The 16055-nt window shown below is 70.9% G+C and carries 12 protein-coding genes; 9 read left to right on the top strand and 3 right to left on the bottom strand.

Annotated elements, in window-relative coordinates:
* The coding region (locus tag ARC20_RS03500; RefSeq protein ID WP_057644394.1) for a hypothetical protein at positions 1-1719 on the bottom strand (1719 nt) is incomplete at its 3' end.
* Between the two features lie 310 nt (positions 1720-2029).
* On the opposite strand from ARC20_RS03500, the gene ARC20_RS03495 reads away from it, so the two are divergent.
* Entirely contained in the window at positions 2030-3133 is a 1104-nt protein-coding gene (locus ARC20_RS03495; protein WP_057644391.1) for a Glu/Leu/Phe/Val dehydrogenase dimerization domain-containing protein, read from the top strand.
* A gap of 45 nt (positions 3134-3178) precedes the next feature.
* Here ARC20_RS03495 and ARC20_RS03490 read toward each other — a convergent pair whose 3' ends face one another.
* Complete coding sequence (locus ARC20_RS03490) at positions 3179-6094, bottom strand: autotransporter serine protease (protein WP_057644390.1); 2916 nt, start codon at positions 6092-6094, stop codon at positions 3179-3181.
* Between the two features lie 162 nt (positions 6095-6256).
* Between ARC20_RS03490 and ARC20_RS03485 the strand changes: the two genes are divergently transcribed.
* From ARC20_RS03485 to ARC20_RS03475, 3 genes are all read left to right on the top strand, one after another.
* The gene (locus ARC20_RS03485) at positions 6257-7432 is read left to right on the top strand and encodes a thiolase family protein (protein ID WP_057644386.1); all 1176 of its coding nucleotides are present in this window, start codon (positions 6257-6259) and stop codon (positions 7430-7432) included.
* A 122-nt stretch (positions 7433-7554) separates the two neighbouring features.
* Positions 7555-7896 carry a hypothetical protein gene (locus ARC20_RS03480; protein WP_057644385.1) on the top strand — a complete coding sequence of 114 codons (342 nt, stop codon included), beginning with the start codon at positions 7555-7557 and terminating at the stop codon, positions 7894-7896.
* 156 nt (positions 7897-8052) lie between these two features.
* Positions 8053-8424 carry a hypothetical protein gene (locus tag ARC20_RS03475; RefSeq protein WP_057644382.1) on the top strand — a complete coding sequence of 124 codons (372 nt, stop codon included), beginning with the start codon at positions 8053-8055 and terminating at the stop codon, positions 8422-8424.
* 22 nt (positions 8425-8446) lie between these two features.
* On the opposite strand, the gene ARC20_RS03470 is transcribed toward ARC20_RS03475, so the two are convergent.
* Positions 8447-10084: an acyl-CoA dehydrogenase family protein gene (locus tag ARC20_RS03470; RefSeq protein WP_057644380.1), complete on the bottom strand. Its 1638-nt coding sequence runs from the start codon at positions 10082-10084 to the stop codon at positions 8447-8449.
* Between the two features lie 95 nt (positions 10085-10179).
* Here ARC20_RS03470 and ARC20_RS03465 point away from each other — a divergent pair, with 95 nt between their 5' ends.
* From ARC20_RS03465 to pdeM, 5 genes are read left to right on the top strand one after another with little or no spacing between them, the layout of a single operon-like run.
* Entirely contained in the window at positions 10180-11178 is a 999-nt protein-coding gene (locus ARC20_RS03465) for a ligase-associated DNA damage response exonuclease (RefSeq protein WP_057644378.1), read from the top strand.
* On the top strand, positions 11175-11363 hold the full coding sequence (locus tag ARC20_RS03460) for a hypothetical protein (RefSeq protein ID WP_057644377.1): 189 nt from the start codon (positions 11175-11177) through the stop codon (positions 11361-11363). The genes ARC20_RS03465 and ARC20_RS03460 overlap by 4 nt, the downstream gene beginning before the upstream one ends.
* Positions 11360-12964 (top strand): ATP-dependent DNA ligase, encoded by a 1605-nt coding sequence (locus tag ARC20_RS03455; protein ID WP_057644375.1) that lies wholly within the window; start codon positions 11360-11362, stop codon positions 12962-12964. Before ARC20_RS03460 ends, ARC20_RS03455 begins: the two co-directional genes overlap by 4 nt.
* Positions 12961-15417, top strand: coding sequence for a ligase-associated DNA damage response DEXH box helicase (locus tag ARC20_RS03450; RefSeq protein ID WP_057644374.1), 2457 nt, complete (start codon positions 12961-12963; stop codon positions 15415-15417). The genes ARC20_RS03455 and ARC20_RS03450 overlap by 4 nt, the downstream gene beginning before the upstream one ends.
* Positions 15407-16054, top strand: a complete 648-nt coding sequence (gene pdeM, locus ARC20_RS03445; RefSeq protein ID WP_057644372.1) for a ligase-associated DNA damage response endonuclease PdeM — start codon at positions 15407-15409, stop codon at positions 16052-16054. Before ARC20_RS03450 ends, pdeM begins: the two co-directional genes overlap by 11 nt.
* The last annotated feature ends 1 nt before the right edge of the window (position 16055 follow it).

Here is a 16055-nt window from a genome sequence, read left to right as displayed (position 1 = left end):
GAGATGTGTATAAAGAGACCACCACGGGTCGTACGGGCCGTACCAGCCGTCGTACCAGCCCCAACCCCAGCCGAAGGTCCAGCCGACCCACGCATTCCAGCCGAAGTACACGCCCATGCCGTAGGTGGCCGGGCAGCCGTACCAGTACGCGCCGATCCACGGCGTGCAGGTGTAGCCGGTGCCGTAGACCACCACGCCCTCGCTCACCACCGTGCCGTAGTAGCCGGGGGTGTAGCCCACGTACACCTCGTCCCCGCTGCCGCCGTACACGCGCACGTAGGTGACGTAATGCAGCGGCGAGCTGGTGGGGATGGTGTAAATCACCGATGGCACCGTAGTGGCGACCGTCCAGGGGCCGGTCGCGGCGGGGGCCTGGAACCACACGCCCTTGTCGACGGCGAAGAACTTGTCGGCGGCGACGCGGATCACCGGCACCGGCGTGTTCCAGGCGTACTGCAGCGGCGTGCCTTCGATCGGCTTGAACTGCGGCGCGCCGTCGTACTGCACGGCGAGGCTGGCCTGGCGCCGGTTGACCGTGGCGGTCTGCGGGATGCTGTTGGCGATCAAAGCCTCCTTCGACTCCGGCGTGCCGGGAATCGACGCCAGCACGCCGCTCTTCGGGCTGTCCGGCGGGATCTTCGCGAAATCGGCCGGCAGCTTGCCTGGCGCCACGAAGCGCCACGGCCCCTGTGAACCGGGCGCGGTGAACCAGCGGCCGGAGACCAGCACGTACCAGGCATGGTCCTGCGCGGCGTCGACGAACACGTCCGCGCCGGTGTTGTCGATGAAGCTGAGCTGCGTCCCCGCGATCGCCACGAACTGCGGCTCGCCCTGGGTCGTAATGAGTTCGGCCGGATGCGTGCGTACCTCGATCCGTGGCAGTTGCCCGGCCGCCAATGACTGCTGCAGCGCCTGCGGCGGCTTGTCCAGCGCATCGACCTGCTTGCCCGCCACCGCGGCGTCGGCCGCCTTGGCCAGCGCCGGGTCCACGTTCGCGGCGGCCGTCCACGGCCCGTCGAGTGCCGGGGCGACGGCCCAATGGCCGCCGATGCGCGTGTAGTAACGCCCGCCCTGCTGCAGCAGCAGCGAGCGCGTGTTGACCACGCGCTGCACGCCGGCCGTGCCGCTGGGCTTGAGGCTGGGCGAACCATCAACCAGCACCAGCAACGCCGGCCCGGTGCTGAAGACGATGTCCGGCGCCTCGTTGCGCACCGGCAGCGAGCGCGCCGTGGTACGCGCGGCCTGGATCGCCAGCGCCGCCTCCAGTTGATCCAGCGAAACGGTGAGCGTGCGCTTGTCGCGGATCACCGAACGCGCCAGTTCCAGGTAACGCGCCTGCTGCGCGCCGGCGGTGGGGAAGCGTGCGCTGTCGAACACGATGTCGGTCAGCACCACCGCGCGGGCGGCCTTGTCGATCTGCGTGCGGGCGGTGAAGCTGACGACGCCGTAGTCGAGCACGTCCTGCGGCTTGCCATCCGGGCCGGCGTGCGTGCCGTTCTTCACCGACATCACGAAGCGGCCCTTGAGCCGGTCGTCCTGCCAGCTGTCGTACTGCGGCTCGTGCACGCTGAACTGCGTGCCCTGCACGGTGAACTGGCGCGGGAACGGGCGCGAGTCGATCGACGGCGCGGCGGGCTTGGGCGGCGCGGGCTCCACGGCCAGGACCGGCAAGGCCGGCGACAGCACCAGGCACAGGCACAACAGGCGGACAAGGCGCATGGCAACTCCCGGGCAAAGTGGACTACGGCATTGCCCCGGATTCTCGGCCGCCTTCCTCCCCGGCCTCCAGCGTAGGCTTACCTAGGCCCTCAACGTAGAAATACGCAGGCGGCCCGCCCACGGACGACCATGCCCCGCGCCCGGGCGGGTGGCCGGGGCCGCCCTGCATGAATGCGCCGGGGTGGTCTAGAATGCGCCCGAGCGACGCTGAGGATCCCATCCGCCATCGTCGCTTTTTCGTTTTCGCCCCCGCCACAGGCAAAGTTTCGGCCGCCGCACGCATACGTGTCCGCCCTCGGAGCCCACCCCCATGCTTTTTGAAACGCTCGACACCAGCGGCCACGAACAGGTCGTCTTCTGCCACAACAAGGACGCCGGGCTGCGCGCGATCATCGCCCTGCACAGCACCGTCCTCGGGCCGGCGCTGGGAGGCGTGCGCATGCGCCCCTACCCCAGCAGCGAGGCGGCGATCAACGACGCGCTGCGGCTCAGCCGCACCATGACCTACAAGAACGCGCTGGCCGGGCTGAACGTCGGCGGCGGCAAGGCGGTGATCATCGGCGACCCCAAGACCGACAAGACCGAGGTGCTGTTCCGCGCCTTCGGCCGTTTCGTCGAATCGCTGGGCGGGCGCTACATCACCTCCGAGGACGTCGGCACCGACGTCAACGACATGGAGCAGATCTACCTGGAGAGCGAGTACGTGACCGGCGTGCACCAGGCCCACGGCGGCTCGGGCGACCCGGCGCCGTTCACCGCCTACGGCGCGCTGCAGGCGCTGATGGCCTCGCTCAACCGCAAGCTCGGCCACGAGGAAGTCAGCAAGGCCAGCATCGCCATCCAGGGCCTGGGCCACATCGGCATGGAACTGGTGAAACTGCTCAAGGAGCGCGGCGCCAAGCTCATCGTCACCGACCTGGACCCGGCGCTGGTGGAACGGGCGGTCAGCGAATACGGCGCCGAAGCGGTGAAGCCGGATGAAATCTACGAAGTGGCCGCCGACGTGTTCGCGCCGTGCGCGCTGGAAGGGGCGATCAACCAGGAAACGCTGCCGCGCCTGAAGGCCGGCATCATCTGCGGCACCGCCAACAACCAGCTGGCCGATGCGGCCACGGGCGAGGAACTGCATCGCCGCGGCATCCTCTACGCCCCGGACTACGTGGTCAACGCCGGCGGCGTGATGAACGTGTCGCTGGAGATCGACGGCTACAACCGCGAACGCGCGATGCGGCTGATCCGCAGCATCTACCACAACCTGGAAAAGGTGTTCGCGCTGTCCTCGCAGGAGAACATCCCGCCGCAGCAGGCCGCCGACCGCATGGCCGAAGCACGCATCGGCGCCATCGGCAAGCTCAAGCTGCCGCTGGGCCGCACCTCGCCGCGCTTCATCAACAAGCTGCGCAACGAGCGCTGAGTCTTGCCGCCGCGCCGGCGCGAAGCCGGCGCGGCGCGATCCCCGTCAGAAACCGAACGCGTAGCGCAGCGACCACGCATGGGCGGGGTTGCTGCCCACGCGCTGGTCGTAGGCCAGCGACATGCGCGCACGCGCGGACAGATGCGCGCTGGCCGACAGACCCCACAGCGTGGCCGATCCTTCGTCGAGCATCCGCAGCGGTGCCCAGGCCTCCACGCCGGTGAAGCTGGCCTGCAGCGTGTCGCCGCGCTGGCTGAGGGGCTGCTGCCATTCGGCATAGGCGTTCCAGTCCCAGCCGCCGCGCGCGAAGCCGGCACGCAGGCCGCCGAGCGCGGTGGTGCGCGTGGTCGTGCCGCCTTCGCTGCGCAAGCCGTAACCCAGGCCGCCCTGCTCGGCGAACGCGGGCGTCTCCACGCTGGCGTATTGCAGGCCGGCATAGGGCGTGAGGCTCAGGCGCGCGCCGAGGCCGAAGCGGAAGCCACCTTCCACGCCCGCGCTGGAGAACTGCCCGTCATAGCGGCTGGTGGTGCCGAACCAGGTATCGCCGAGCAGCAGGTGGCGGTCGAGGTCGCGCGCGTAGTGGCCGGCGCCGAGCTGGCCCAGCGCGTAGAAGCCGCCGCGCGACCAGCCGCCGTAGACCTGCGCCTGGGTCTGGCGGTCGCGCCCGCGGTCGCCGGATTCGGCGACCTGGCTGAAGGCGCGGTTTTCGCCGAACGCGTAACCCAGCACGGTATCGCCCAGGCGCACGTCCTGGCCCACCATCCAGCCGCGCAGGTCGTAGGCGGCCGCGCCGCCTGACTGGCCGAGGCCGCCGGTTTCGCGCATCCATGCGCCCGCGGGAAGCTGGCGTGCGTGCAGCTCGTCGAAGTGCGTGGCGAGCGTGCGGCGGTTCTGGTCGATGCCATCGAACGTCGCGCTGCCGGCGAGGGTGTGCAGCTGGCCGGAGAGGCTGTCGAGGGTGGCCTGCAGCGCGGTGGCGCCGGCGACTTGCTGGATCTTCGCCGCGCCTTGCAGTACATCGGCACCGGCCACCGGCGCCGTCAGCGTGCCAGCACTGCCCTGCAGGGCATCGAAAGCATCTTCCACGCGCGTGGCGCTGCCGAGCGTGGCGGCCGTGGGCGTACCGAGCGCACTGGCGGCGGCCGCCACCACATCCACGCGCGTGATATCCAGCCAGGCATTGCTCGCGTCGTAGCCCACGGTGGCATTCAACAACAGCTTGCTGCTGTCGTAGCCGAACGTATCGAAGTGGCCCGCCAGTGCGCCGCTGCCGGTGCTGAGCACGTATTGCCGCGTCGTGCCGCCCACGTAGCTGCCGTACACCCCGTAGACATACAGCTCGCCCGCGAGCTGCGCACTGCCGGCATGCAACGCCTGGCCGTTGATGAGATAGGACAACCGCGCGCCCGCATCCTGCACGTAGGCACCCGAGATGGCGAGGTTGCCTGCCATGCCGAGTTTCACGTTGCCGCTGTTGCGCACATCGCCATTGACCTGGACCGCGCCGGCCTGACTGGCATCAACGCCCATCTCAAGCACACCGCGGTTGGTGACACCCTCGGTGAGCGTGACCCGCGAGAGCGAGGCAGTGGCCGTGGCGCCGATATCGATTCCCGCACCGAACCGGTTGAACAGATCCACGCGTGCGCTGTCTTGCACGCGCAACGCACCGGTGGACGCATTGGCACCCGTCAGGCGCAGCGTGCCGGCACCGCCGACGATCACGCCCCCCGCGCCACTGAGGTCATTGGACCACTCGCTGGTCGTGCCCGCGGGCACGCTCACGGTGGCGTCGCCGAAATCCAGCCGTGCCGGTCCATTCAACGCCTTGGCCACATTGAGCAGGCCATTGCCGAACACCGCGTCGATGCCGGGCGCGCCCAGGTCGGTGGCGGTACCGAGCAGCGTCTGCCGCACCAGGTCATTGCTGAAGTACGGAAATTTCTGCCACACCACCGCGGCGGCGCCGGACACGAGCGGCGCGGCGTACGAGGTGCCGCTGCCGTACCAGTAGGTGGGATTGCCCGCCGTGTCGTTGGTGCCGGTGAACATCACCGTGCCGGGCGCGACCAGGCAGTAACGCATCGCCACGCCGCAGGCGTTGGAGTAGTACTCCAGGCGCGAGGGCGTGGAAGTATCCAGCGCGGCGACGGTGAGCCAGCCTTTTTCCAGGTCGGCCGCCGGCATCGTGCCGTTGGGGCCGGGCTGGCTCGGCAGCGATGCCATGTCCGAAGGATTGGCGCGTGATTCATTGCCCGCCGCGAACACCACCAGCCCGCCGTTGGCCTGGATGAAAGGCCGGTACTCGGCGGCGATGGGCGCGGTGGCGTTGGCGTTGGTCCAGTACAGCCCGCCCCATGAGTTGTTCATGATCTTCACGCCGGCCGCGATCAGGTCGTCGTGGATCGGCGCCAGGCCCAGCGCGCCGTCCACTTCGTTGCCGTCGCCGGAGCCGTCGTCCTCGGGTTCCTTGTCGGCGATGATGCGCGCCGAGACGATCTGCGCACCCGGCGCCACGCCACCCGGCCAGCTGCCGAACGCACTGCCCGCGGCGAGCTGCGCGACAGTCGTGCCATGGCCGACGACATCGTCCACCGCCAGGTTGTTGGTCTTGGGATCGAGGTAGTTGTAGTTGGCGACGACGCGTCCCCGCAGCGCCGGGTGGTTGCGATTGACGCCGCTGTCGACCACGCCGATGCGCACGCCCGCGCCGGTATAGCCGCCGGATGCGGCATCCAGCGCATTGATCAGCGACAGGTGCGCGTTGATTGCCGGCTGCGGCGGCGGGGGTGGCGAGGTCGGCGGCGGCGAAGTGGGCGGCGGCGGCGGACTCACCGGCGGCGCGGTCGGCGGCGGGTCCGAGCGCGTGTTGCCACCGCCGCCTCCGCCCCCGCAGGCACTCAAGGCCACCGCCAATGCCGATGCCAACAACGTGGTCTTCGCCAGTACCGCCTTGTTCATCCCCGTCTTCCCTTGATGCGAGGTGCAGCCCCTTGGGCCCTCTATACGTGATCCTTGCCGGAATGTCTGCACGCGCGACACACGTCGGCAAACCGGTGACACATGCTGGCGCGCATGCCGCCCGGCCCCGATAATCGGCCCACATCCTCAGGTACCCGTCCCATGACCGACATCGTCATCGCCGCCGCCAAGCGCACCGCCATCGGCTCGTTCCTCGGCCAGTTCAACGGCGTGCCCTCGCCGACCCTCGGCGCCACCGCGATGGCCGCCGCGCTCGCCCAGGCAGGCATCCCGGCCGCCGACGTGTCCGAAGTCATCATGGGCTGCGTGCTGCCGGCCAACCTGGGCCAGGCCCCGGCGCGCCAGGCCGCGCTGGCCGCGGGCATTCCCGAATCCAGCGGCGCGACCACGATCAACAAGGTCTGCGGTTCGGGCATGAAGGCCATCATGCTGGGCCACGACCTCATCAAGGCCGGCTCGGCCAGCATCGTGGTGGCCGGCGGCATGGAATCGATGAGCAACGCGCCGCACATGATCCCCAACTCGCGCACCGGCAACCGCTACGGCAACTTCCAGGCGGTGGACCACATGGCGTGGGACGGCCTGACCAACCCGTACGACGGCCAGGCGATGGGCGTGTTCGGCGAGAAGGCCGCCGAGAAGTTCGGCTTCACCCGCGAGGAGCAGGACGCCTACGCGATCCAGTCGGTGCAGCGCGCGCAGGCCGCGCAGGCCGCCGGCGCGTTCGACGGTGAAATCGTCGCGGTGAAGGTGGCCGGCCGCAAGGGCGAGGTCGAGTACGCCGAAGACGAGCAGCCGGGCAAGTCCGACATCAGCCGCATCCCCACGCTCAAGCCGGCCTTCAAGAAAGACGGCACCGTCACCGCCGCCAGCTCTTCGAGCATCTCCGACGGCGCCGCCGCCACCGTGCTGCTCAGCGCCGAGGAAGCCCAGCGCCGCGGCGTCACCCCGCTGGCCCGCATCGCCGGCCATGCCACCTTCTCGCAGGCGCCGGAGTGGTTCACCACCTCGCCGATCGCGGCGATCGAAAAGCTCGTCGCGCAGACCGGCTGGAAGCTGGAGGACGTGGACCTGTTCGAGATCAACGAAGCCTTCGCCGTCGTGGCGATGGCGCCGATCAAGCAGCTCGGCCTGGACCCGGCGAAGGTCAACGTGAATGGCGGTGCGTGCGCGCTCGGCCACCCCATCGGCGCCTCCGGCGCACGCCTGGTGGTGACGTTGGTGAACGCGTTGCGCAAGCGTGGCGGCAAGCGCGGCATCGCTACTCTGTGCATCGGCGGCGGCGAAGCGACGGCCATTGCCATCGAATTGATTTGATTGGAATTCACACCCCCTCGTAAAAGATGAATGCGGGTGTGCTTGACACCGGTCTTTGGCTTGTCATCATGTTGGGGGCGCGCAATAGCGCGTTGCCTAACTAACGACGAGGATTGAGACAAATGAGCATCAACAAGCTGCTGATCGCGATGGCCCTGGGCCTGGCCCTGGCCGCCTGCTCGAAGCCGGAACAGGCGCAGGACGCCGCTGCTTCGGCCAACGAAGCCGCCACCGACGCCCAGGCCGCCGCCGACCAGGCTGCTGCCGCCGGCGCCCAGACCGCCGACGCTGCCCAGGCCGCTGCTGACACCGCCGCGACCGCCGCCGACACCGCTGCCGACGCTGCCCAGGCCGCCACCGCCGCGACCACCGACGCTGCTGCCGACCAGGCTGCCGACACCGCCAAGGCTGCGGAAGATACCGCCGCCCAGGCCAAGGACGCCGCCGAAGAAGCCAAGAAGTAATCACTTCTTAGCCTCTGGCAAGTCTGAAAAGCCGCCGGGAAACCGGCGGCTTTTTCTTTGCCCGCGCGTCGGCGCATGCCGATGCCGGATTCACGTTGCGCTGCACCGCCATCGCTCTAAGCTCGGCCTCCCATCACTCACCACAAGGGAAGCCCGATGCGCCTTCATCTCCATCTCGCCGCCAGTGCCGCGCTGCTGCTGACGCTGACCGCCTGCCAGGGTCCGCAGGCCGAACAGGCCAAGCGTGATGCCGCCTCGGCCGCCGAGAACGCCGCCGCCGCCACCGACCAGGCGCTGGACCGCGCCGCCGACAAGGCACGCACCGCTTCCGACCAGGCCGCCGCCGCCGCGCACGACGCCGCGCAGGATGCCTCCGCCGCCGCGCACCAGGCGGGCGATGCCACGCGCGACGCCGCCACCGATGCGGCCAACGCCACTGCCAACGCCGCCGAGGCCACCGCCGACAAGGCCCGCGAGATGGCCGAGAAGGCCGACCGCGCCGCCAGGGAAGAGCAGGCCAGGCACTGACCTGCCCGCGCGCGCGTCGCCTTCAGGGCAGCGCGCGCGCCAACAGGCCGTCCACGGGTGCGGCGTCGGGCAAGGTGCCCATCGCCAGCCCGTGGCGGCCATCGAGCCGCGAGACCACGAAGGCCTCCGCCGCCGGGCTGCCGGCGCGCAGCAGCAGGGCCGCCTGCAGCACCAGCGCGCAGCGTTCGACCACGCTGCGCGCATCGAACTCGCTCGTGCCGCGCGACAACAGGTCGCGCAGGTGCTGCACCCCGGCGGCATACGCGGGCGGCGCCACGGTCACCTGCTCCAGCTCGCGCAGCAGCGCACGGCCGCACTCCGGCTCGCGCGCCAGTGCGCGCAGCACGTCCAGGCACTGGATGTTGCCGCTGCCTTCCCAGATCGAATTGAGCGGCGCCTGCCGGTACAGCCGCGGCAGCATCGATTCCTCGATGTAGCCCGCCCCGCCCAGGCACTCCTGCGCCTCGTTGACGAACGCCGGCGCGCGCCGGCACAGCCAGTACTTGCCGATCGCCGTGGCGATGCGGGCGAACGCCGCTTCGCCGGCATCGTGCCCGGCGCGATCCACCGCGCGCGCCACGCGCAGCGCCAGCGTGGTGGCCGCTTCGCTTTCGATGGCCAGGTCGGCCAGCACGTTGCCCATCAGCGGATGGTCGACGAGCCGCTTGCCGAACGTGCGGCGGTGACGCGCATGGTGCAGCGCCTGCGCCAGCGCCATGCGCATTTCCGCGGCGGCGCCGAGCATGCAGTCCAGCCGCGTCATCATCACCATCGGGATGATGGTCGCCACGCCACGGCCTTCCTCGCCGATGCGGCGCGCCCACGCACCGCAGAACTCCACTTCGCTGGACGCGTTCGACCAGTCGCCGAGCTTGTCCTTCAAGCGCATCAGGCGGAACGCGTTGCGGTGGCCGTCATCGAGGCGGCGCGGCATCAGCAGGCAGGTCAGCCCGCCCGGTGCCTGCGCGAGCACGAGGAAGCCATCGGACATCGGCGCGGAAAAGAACCACTTGTGGCCGACCAGCGCGTACGTCCCCGCCTCGGCCAGCGGCGTGGCGACGGTGGCATTGGCGCGCACGTCCGAGCCGCCCTGCTTTTCGGTCATGCCCATGCCCAGCGTGATGCCGCGCTTGGCGGCGATGGGCACGTCGGCCGGGTCGTAGGCCGGTTCGGCGGCGGCGCGCGTCCATTCGGCCAGGGCGGGTGATTGCCGCAGCACCGCGATGCCGGCGTGCGTCATCGTCAGCGGACAGCTGGTACCGGCATCGGCCTGGTGATGCAGGTAGCTCAACGCCGCGCGCGCGACATGCGCGCCGGGTGAGCCGGCATGCCAGGACAGCCCGGCCACGCCGCCCTGCTTGGCCAGATCCATCAGCTGGTGATACGCCGGATGGAACTCGACGACATCCACGCGATGGCCGTGCGCATCGTGCGTGCGCAGGCGCGGGCGGTCGCGGTTGGCGTCGAAGCCGAGCTGGTAAAGCACGTCGCCGGCCATCGCGCCATACGACGCCAGCACCGGCAGGAAGCCCTCGCCGCCTTCGCGCGCGATCGCCTCGCGCAGCACGATGTCATCGCCCCACAAGTCGCGCGGCGCGAACGGCGGCGGCTGGTTGTCGACGAGGTGGGTTTCGAACGGAGGCAAGGCCGGTGACTGCATGCGCGACTCCCGCGATGGACGAGGATGAAGGCCGTGTATGCGTGGCCAGGCGGGGATTCTCATCGCCTGCACGCGTCGGCCACGACAGTAGCCCCATGGACGATACGCGCGAGCTGGTGGTGATGCGACCCGAGGGGCTGTACTGCCCGGCGGGCGATTTCCACATCGACCCGTGGCGTCCGGTGCCGCGCGCGGTGATCACCCACGGCCACGGCGACCATGCCCGCGGCGGCATGGGCCGCTACGACTGCCTGGACAGCTGCCTGCCGGTGCTGCGCTGGCGGCTGGGCGAGCAGGAGTACCACCCGCATGCGCCCGGGGAGGCGTTCACGCTGGGGCGCGCGCGCGTCTCGCTGCATCCGGCCGGGCATGTGCTGGGCTCGGCGCAGGTGCGCATCGAAGCGCATGGCGAGGTGTGGGTGGCATCGGGCGACTACAAGCGCCAGCCCGATCCCACCTGTGATGCCTTCGAGCCGGTGCCGTGCGATGTCTTCATCACCGAGGCGACGTTCGCCCTGCCGGTGTATCGCTGGCCCGACACGGCCGCCGTCGTGGACGAGATCGTCACCTGGCGCCACGCCTGCGCCGAGCGCGGGGAAACCGCCGTGCTGTACTGCTACGCGCTGGGCAAGGCGCAGCGCGTGCTCGCCGAGCTGGACGGCCGCGGTGAACCGCCGGTGCTGCTGCACGGCGCGGTGGCGGCCGGCGTGCAGGTGTATCGCCAGGCGGGCATCGCGATGGTCGACACCGAAGCCGTCGCCGAACAGCCGCGTGGCCAGGACACCGCCGGGCGCCTCGTGATCGCCCCGCCCTCCGCCGCGGGCAGCGCATGGCTGCGGCGCTTCCGCCGCGCGCAGCAAGGCTTCGCCTCGGGGTGGATGCGCCTGCGCGGCAACCGCCGCCGTCGCAATTACGACCGCGGCTTCGTGATCTCCGACCACGCCGACTGGCCCGCCCTGCTGCAGACGATCCACCAGACCGGCGCGCGCCGGATCATCGCCACGCACGGCAATACCGACGCGCTGGTGCGCCACCTGCGCGAGCACGACGTGGCCGCCGAATCCTTCACCACCGCCTACGGGGAAGAGACATGAATCGCCCGACCGTGTTCCGCGCGCGCACGCGCCCCTGCCACCCGCTGGCCGGCGGCAAGGTCTTCCGGCGTGCCGCGCTGGGCTTCCGCCTGCGTTGCGCACCGGCGCCGGTGCTGGCGCCGCACCTGGCCGGCTTCACCGCGCACGCGCTGGCCTTGCGGCGCATCGACGGCCCTCCGGCTTGAAGCGTTTCGCCGCCCTGTTCCGCGCGCTGGACCGCAGCACCGGTACCGGCGACAAACGCGCCGCGCTGGTCAGCTACTTCCGTGATGCCCCGCCCGCCGATGCGGCGTGGGCGCTGTACCTGCTGAGCGGCGGCAAGATCGCCGGCGCGCGCACGCGCATCGCCAGCAGCACCGAACTGCGCGAATGGATCGCGCCGCTGGCCGGCATCGACGACTGGCTGGTGGCCGACAGCTACGACCATGTCGGCGACCTCGCCGAAACCCTGGCGCTGCTGCTCGACGACCCCGCCACCGTGGCCGGCGACCTGCCGCTTTCCACCTGGATCGAACAACGCCTGTTGCCCATCGCCAACACCGCCCCCGAGCAGCGCCGCGCGGTAGTGGAAGCAGCGTGGCGCACGCTGGATTTCGACCAGCGCCTGGTGTTCAACAAACTGCTGACCGGCGCGCTGCGCGTCGGTGTCTCGCAGCGGCTGGTGCAGCAGGCGCTGGCCGAACTCTCCGGCGTGGACATCGCGCGCATCGCCCAGCGCATGCTCGGCGCGTGGCGGCCGACGCCCGATTTCCTCGCCACGCTGTTGTCGAGCGAAACACTGGAGACCGACCGCCAGCAGCCGTATCCGTTCTTCCTCGCCTCGCCTTTGGAAAGCGAACCGGCCACGCTCGGCGAAGTGGCGCAGTGGCTGCTGGAGTGGAAGTGGGATGGCATTCGCCTGCAGCTGATCCGCCGCGGCGAGGACATCGCGCTGTGGTCGCGCGGCGAGGAACGGCTGGATGGCCGCTTCCCGGAGATCGAGCGCGCGGCCATCGCACTGCCGCCGGGCACGGTCATCGATGGCGAACTGCTGGCCTGGCGCCCCGGCGAAGCGCAGCCGATGCCGTTCACCGCGCTGCAGACGCGCATCGCCCGCCTGCGCCCCGGCCCCAAGACGCTGGCCGACGCCCCCGCGCGACTGGTGGCCTACGACCTGCTGGAGCTGGACGGCGAAGACCTGCGCGAACGCCCGCTGCATGCGCGGCGCTCGCTGCTCGAAAGCGTGCTGGCCACGCTGGACGACCCGCACCTGGTCGCCTCGCCGCAGGTCGCCGCGGACAGCTGGGAAGCCGCCGCCGCGCATCGCGAACAGTCGCGCGCACGCGGCGTCGAAGGCCTGATGCTCAAGCGCGCCGATTCGCCGTATCGCAGCGGCCGTCGGCGCGGCGACTGGTGGAAGTGGAAGATCGACCCGCTCACTATCGATGCCGTGCTGCTGTACGCGCAGGCCGGGCATGGCCGGCGCAGCACGCTGTATACCGACTACACCTTCGGCCTGTGGCACGAAGGTGAGCTGGTGCCGGTCGCCAAGGCGTATTCGGGGCTGGACGACCGCGAGATCCTCGACCTCGACCGCTGGATCCGCGCGCATACCACCGAGCGCTTCGGGCCGGTGCGCGCGGTGACGCACGAGCAGGTGTTCGAACTCGGTTTCGAAGCGGTAAATGCGAGCCGCCGGCACAAGTCCGGCATCGCGGTGCGCTTCCCGCGCATCCTGCGCTGGCGCCACGACAAGCCCCCCGCCGAGGCCGACGCGTTGGCCACGCTGCAGGCTTTGGCGCGATGAGCGCGGCGGAAGCGTCGCGCTGCTGGCGCGCGTGGTTCGCGCAGCGTGGCTGGCGGCCGCTGCCGTTCCAGCGCGAGGTCTGGCGGCGCTATCTCGCCGGCGAATCCGGCTTGCTGCATACGCCCACCGGCAGCGGCAAGACGCTGGCCGCGCTCGGCGGTCCGCTGCTGGAAGCGCTGGCCGGGCCCGTCGCGCCGAAGCCACGCCGCGGTGCCACGCGTTCGCTGCGGCTGCTCTGGATCACCCCGCTGCGGGCGCTGGCCAGCGATACCGTGCGCGCCCTGCGCGAGCCCTGCGACGAACTGGGCCTGGACTGGCAGGTCGGCCTGCGCACCGGCGACGCCAGCGCGCGCGAGAAGCGCATGGCACGCGCCGGGCAGGTGGATGCGCTGGTGACCACGCCCGAGTCGCTGGCGCTGCTGCTCTCCTATCCCGACAGCGCCGAGCGTCTGCGCAGCCTGCGCTGCGTGGTGGTGGACGAGTGGCACGAACTGCTGGGCAACAAGCGCGGCGTGCTGCTGCAGCTGGGGCTGGCGCGCCTGCGCGCGCTGGCGACGTCGCTGCGCGTGTGGGGGCTGTCGGCCACGCTGGGCAACCTCGAACAGGCGCGCGACGTGCTGCTGCCGTCGCAGCCGCAGGCCGCCATCGTCAGCGGCGTGAAACCGCGCCGCCTGACACTGGAAACGCTGCTGCCCGAACACGGCGAACGTTTCCCGTGGGCGGGCCATCTCGGGCTGTCGCAACTGCCGCGCGTCCTGCAGGCGCTGATGGCCGCGCGCACCAGCCTGCTGTTCACCAATACCCGCGCGCAGGCCGAACTCTGGCACCAGGCGCTGGCGGCCGTGTGGCCGGAGGACGCGGCCACGCTGGCGCTGCACCACGGCTCGCTCGACCCCGCGCTGCGCGCCGCCGCCGAACAAGGCCTGCGCGAAGGCACGCTGCGCTGCGTGGTGGCCACCTCCAGCCTCGACCTGGGCGTGGACTTCCCCGCCGTCGACCAGGTGCTGCAGCTCGGCAGCCCCAAGGGCGTCGCGCGGCTGCTGCAGCGCGGTGGCCGTGCGCGGCATCGGCCGGGCGAATCGGGCCACGTGGTCTGCGTGCCCACGCATGCGCTGGAACTGGCCGAATACGCCGCCGCGCGTCGCGCACTCGCGCACGGGGAGATCGAAGCCCGCCCGCCGCCGCGGCTGTGCCTGGACGTGCTCGCGCAGCACTGCGTGAGCTGCGCGCTGGGCGGCGGGTTCCGTGCCGATGCGTTGTTCGCCGAAGTGCGCGGCACCGACGCCTTCGCCATGCTCGATGAAACGCACTGGCAAGGCGTGCTCGATTTCATCGTGCAGGGCGGCGCGGCGCTGGCGAACTATCCGGACTTCCACAAGGTGGTACGCGACGAGGAAGGCATCTACCGCGTGGTGGATCGTCGCGTCGCGCTGCGCCACCGGCTGTCGATCGGCACGATCACCAGCGACGGCAGCGTGCGGGTGCGCTTCCTGCGCGGCGGCGACCTCGGCTCGGTGGAGGAGCAGTTCGTCGGCCGCCTGCGTCGCGGCGACCGCTTCCAGTTCGCCGGGCGCCTGCTCGAACTGGTGCGGCTGGAGGACATGACCGCCTACGTCCGCCTCGCCAAGGGCGGCGATGGCAGCGTGCCGCGCTGGATGGGCGGACGCCTGCCGCTCTCCGACACGCTGGGCCGCGAGGTGGAGGCGGTGCTCGGCACGCCCGACGACGCGCCCGAGTTGCGCGCATTGGCCCCGCTGCTGCGCCTGCAGGAACGCCTCTCCGCGCTGCCGGCGCCGGGACGCCTGCTGATCGAACACATCCGCACGCGCGAGGGCACGCACCTGTTCGTGTATCCCTTCGCCGGGCGGCAGGTGCACGAGGGGCTGGCCGCGCTGCTCGCACTGCGCTGGGGCCGGCACACGCCCAACAGTTTCGACTACGCCAGCAATGACTACGGCCTGGTGCTCTCGCCCGCGCGGGACGTCACGCCGGACGCCGCGCTGTTGCAGGCGCTGCTGTCGCCGGCCGGGTTGTTCGAGGACCTGCGCGAAAGCCTCAACCTGGCCGAACTCGCGCGCCGGCAGTTCCGCGAGATCGCCCGCGTCGCCGGCCTGCTGGTGCCCGCGCTGCCGGGACGCACGCCGCGCAGCCAGCGCCAGCTGCAGGCCTCGGCCGGCTTGCTGCACGACGTGCTGCGTCGCTTCGACCCCGACCACCTGCTGCTGCAACAGGCCGAACGCGAAGTGCTTTCCGGCCAGCTGGAACTGGGCCGGCTCGCCGCCACGCTGGAAGACTGCGCGCAACGCGCGCTCCACCTGTGCACGCCGGCCAGCCTCACGCCGCTGTCGTTCCCGCTCTGGGCCGAACGCAGCCGCGGCCAGCTCAGCACCGAGGACTGGCGCGCGCGCGTGATGCGCGCCGCCGCGCAGCTGGAGCGCCGCCATGGCGCATGAGTGGGCCACCCGCCTCGGCGATGAAGACATGCTGCTGTTGGGCGCACGCGCGATGTACTGGCCGGCCCGCGCCGCGCTGCTGGTCGCCGACCTGCACCTGGGCAAGGGCGACGTGTTCCGACGCGCCGGCATCGGCCTGCCCGCAGGTGGCACGCTGCACGACCTGACGCGGATCGACGCGCTGCTCGATCAATACCCCGCGCGCACCTTGTGGGTCCTCGGCGATCTCCTGCACGGCCCGCTGCGTGAGGCAAGCTGGCTTGCGCAATGGCAGCAGTGGCGCCTGCGCCACGGCGCGCTGGACATCGCGGTGATCCGCGGCAACCACGACCGCGCGATGCACGCCGGGCGCCTGCTGGTACGCGATGCCGGCGAACGCGCCGAGGAAGGCGGCTTCGTGCTGCGCCACGACCCCGTCGCCGAACCCGGGCGCCACGTGCTGTGCGGGCATGTGCATCCACTGTGCGAACTGCCCGGCGTCGGCCGGCGCTTCCCCGCGTTCTGGCTGCGCTCGGGGCTGACCGTGCTGCCGGCGTTTTCGCATTTCAGCGCCGGCGTGGTCGCCCCGCTGCGCAGCGGCGAACAACTCGCCGCCTGCGTGGACGATGCGATCGTCGCGCTGCCGGTGCCGCGCTGAT

This window comes from Stenotrophomonas panacihumi (genome assembly GCF_001431645.1).
Classification (GTDB): Bacteria; Pseudomonadota; Gammaproteobacteria; order Xanthomonadales; family Xanthomonadaceae; genus Stenotrophomonas_A; species Stenotrophomonas_A panacihumi.
Note: the sequence above shows the minus strand (reverse complement) of the source record. Positions and strands in the feature narration are given on the sequence as shown.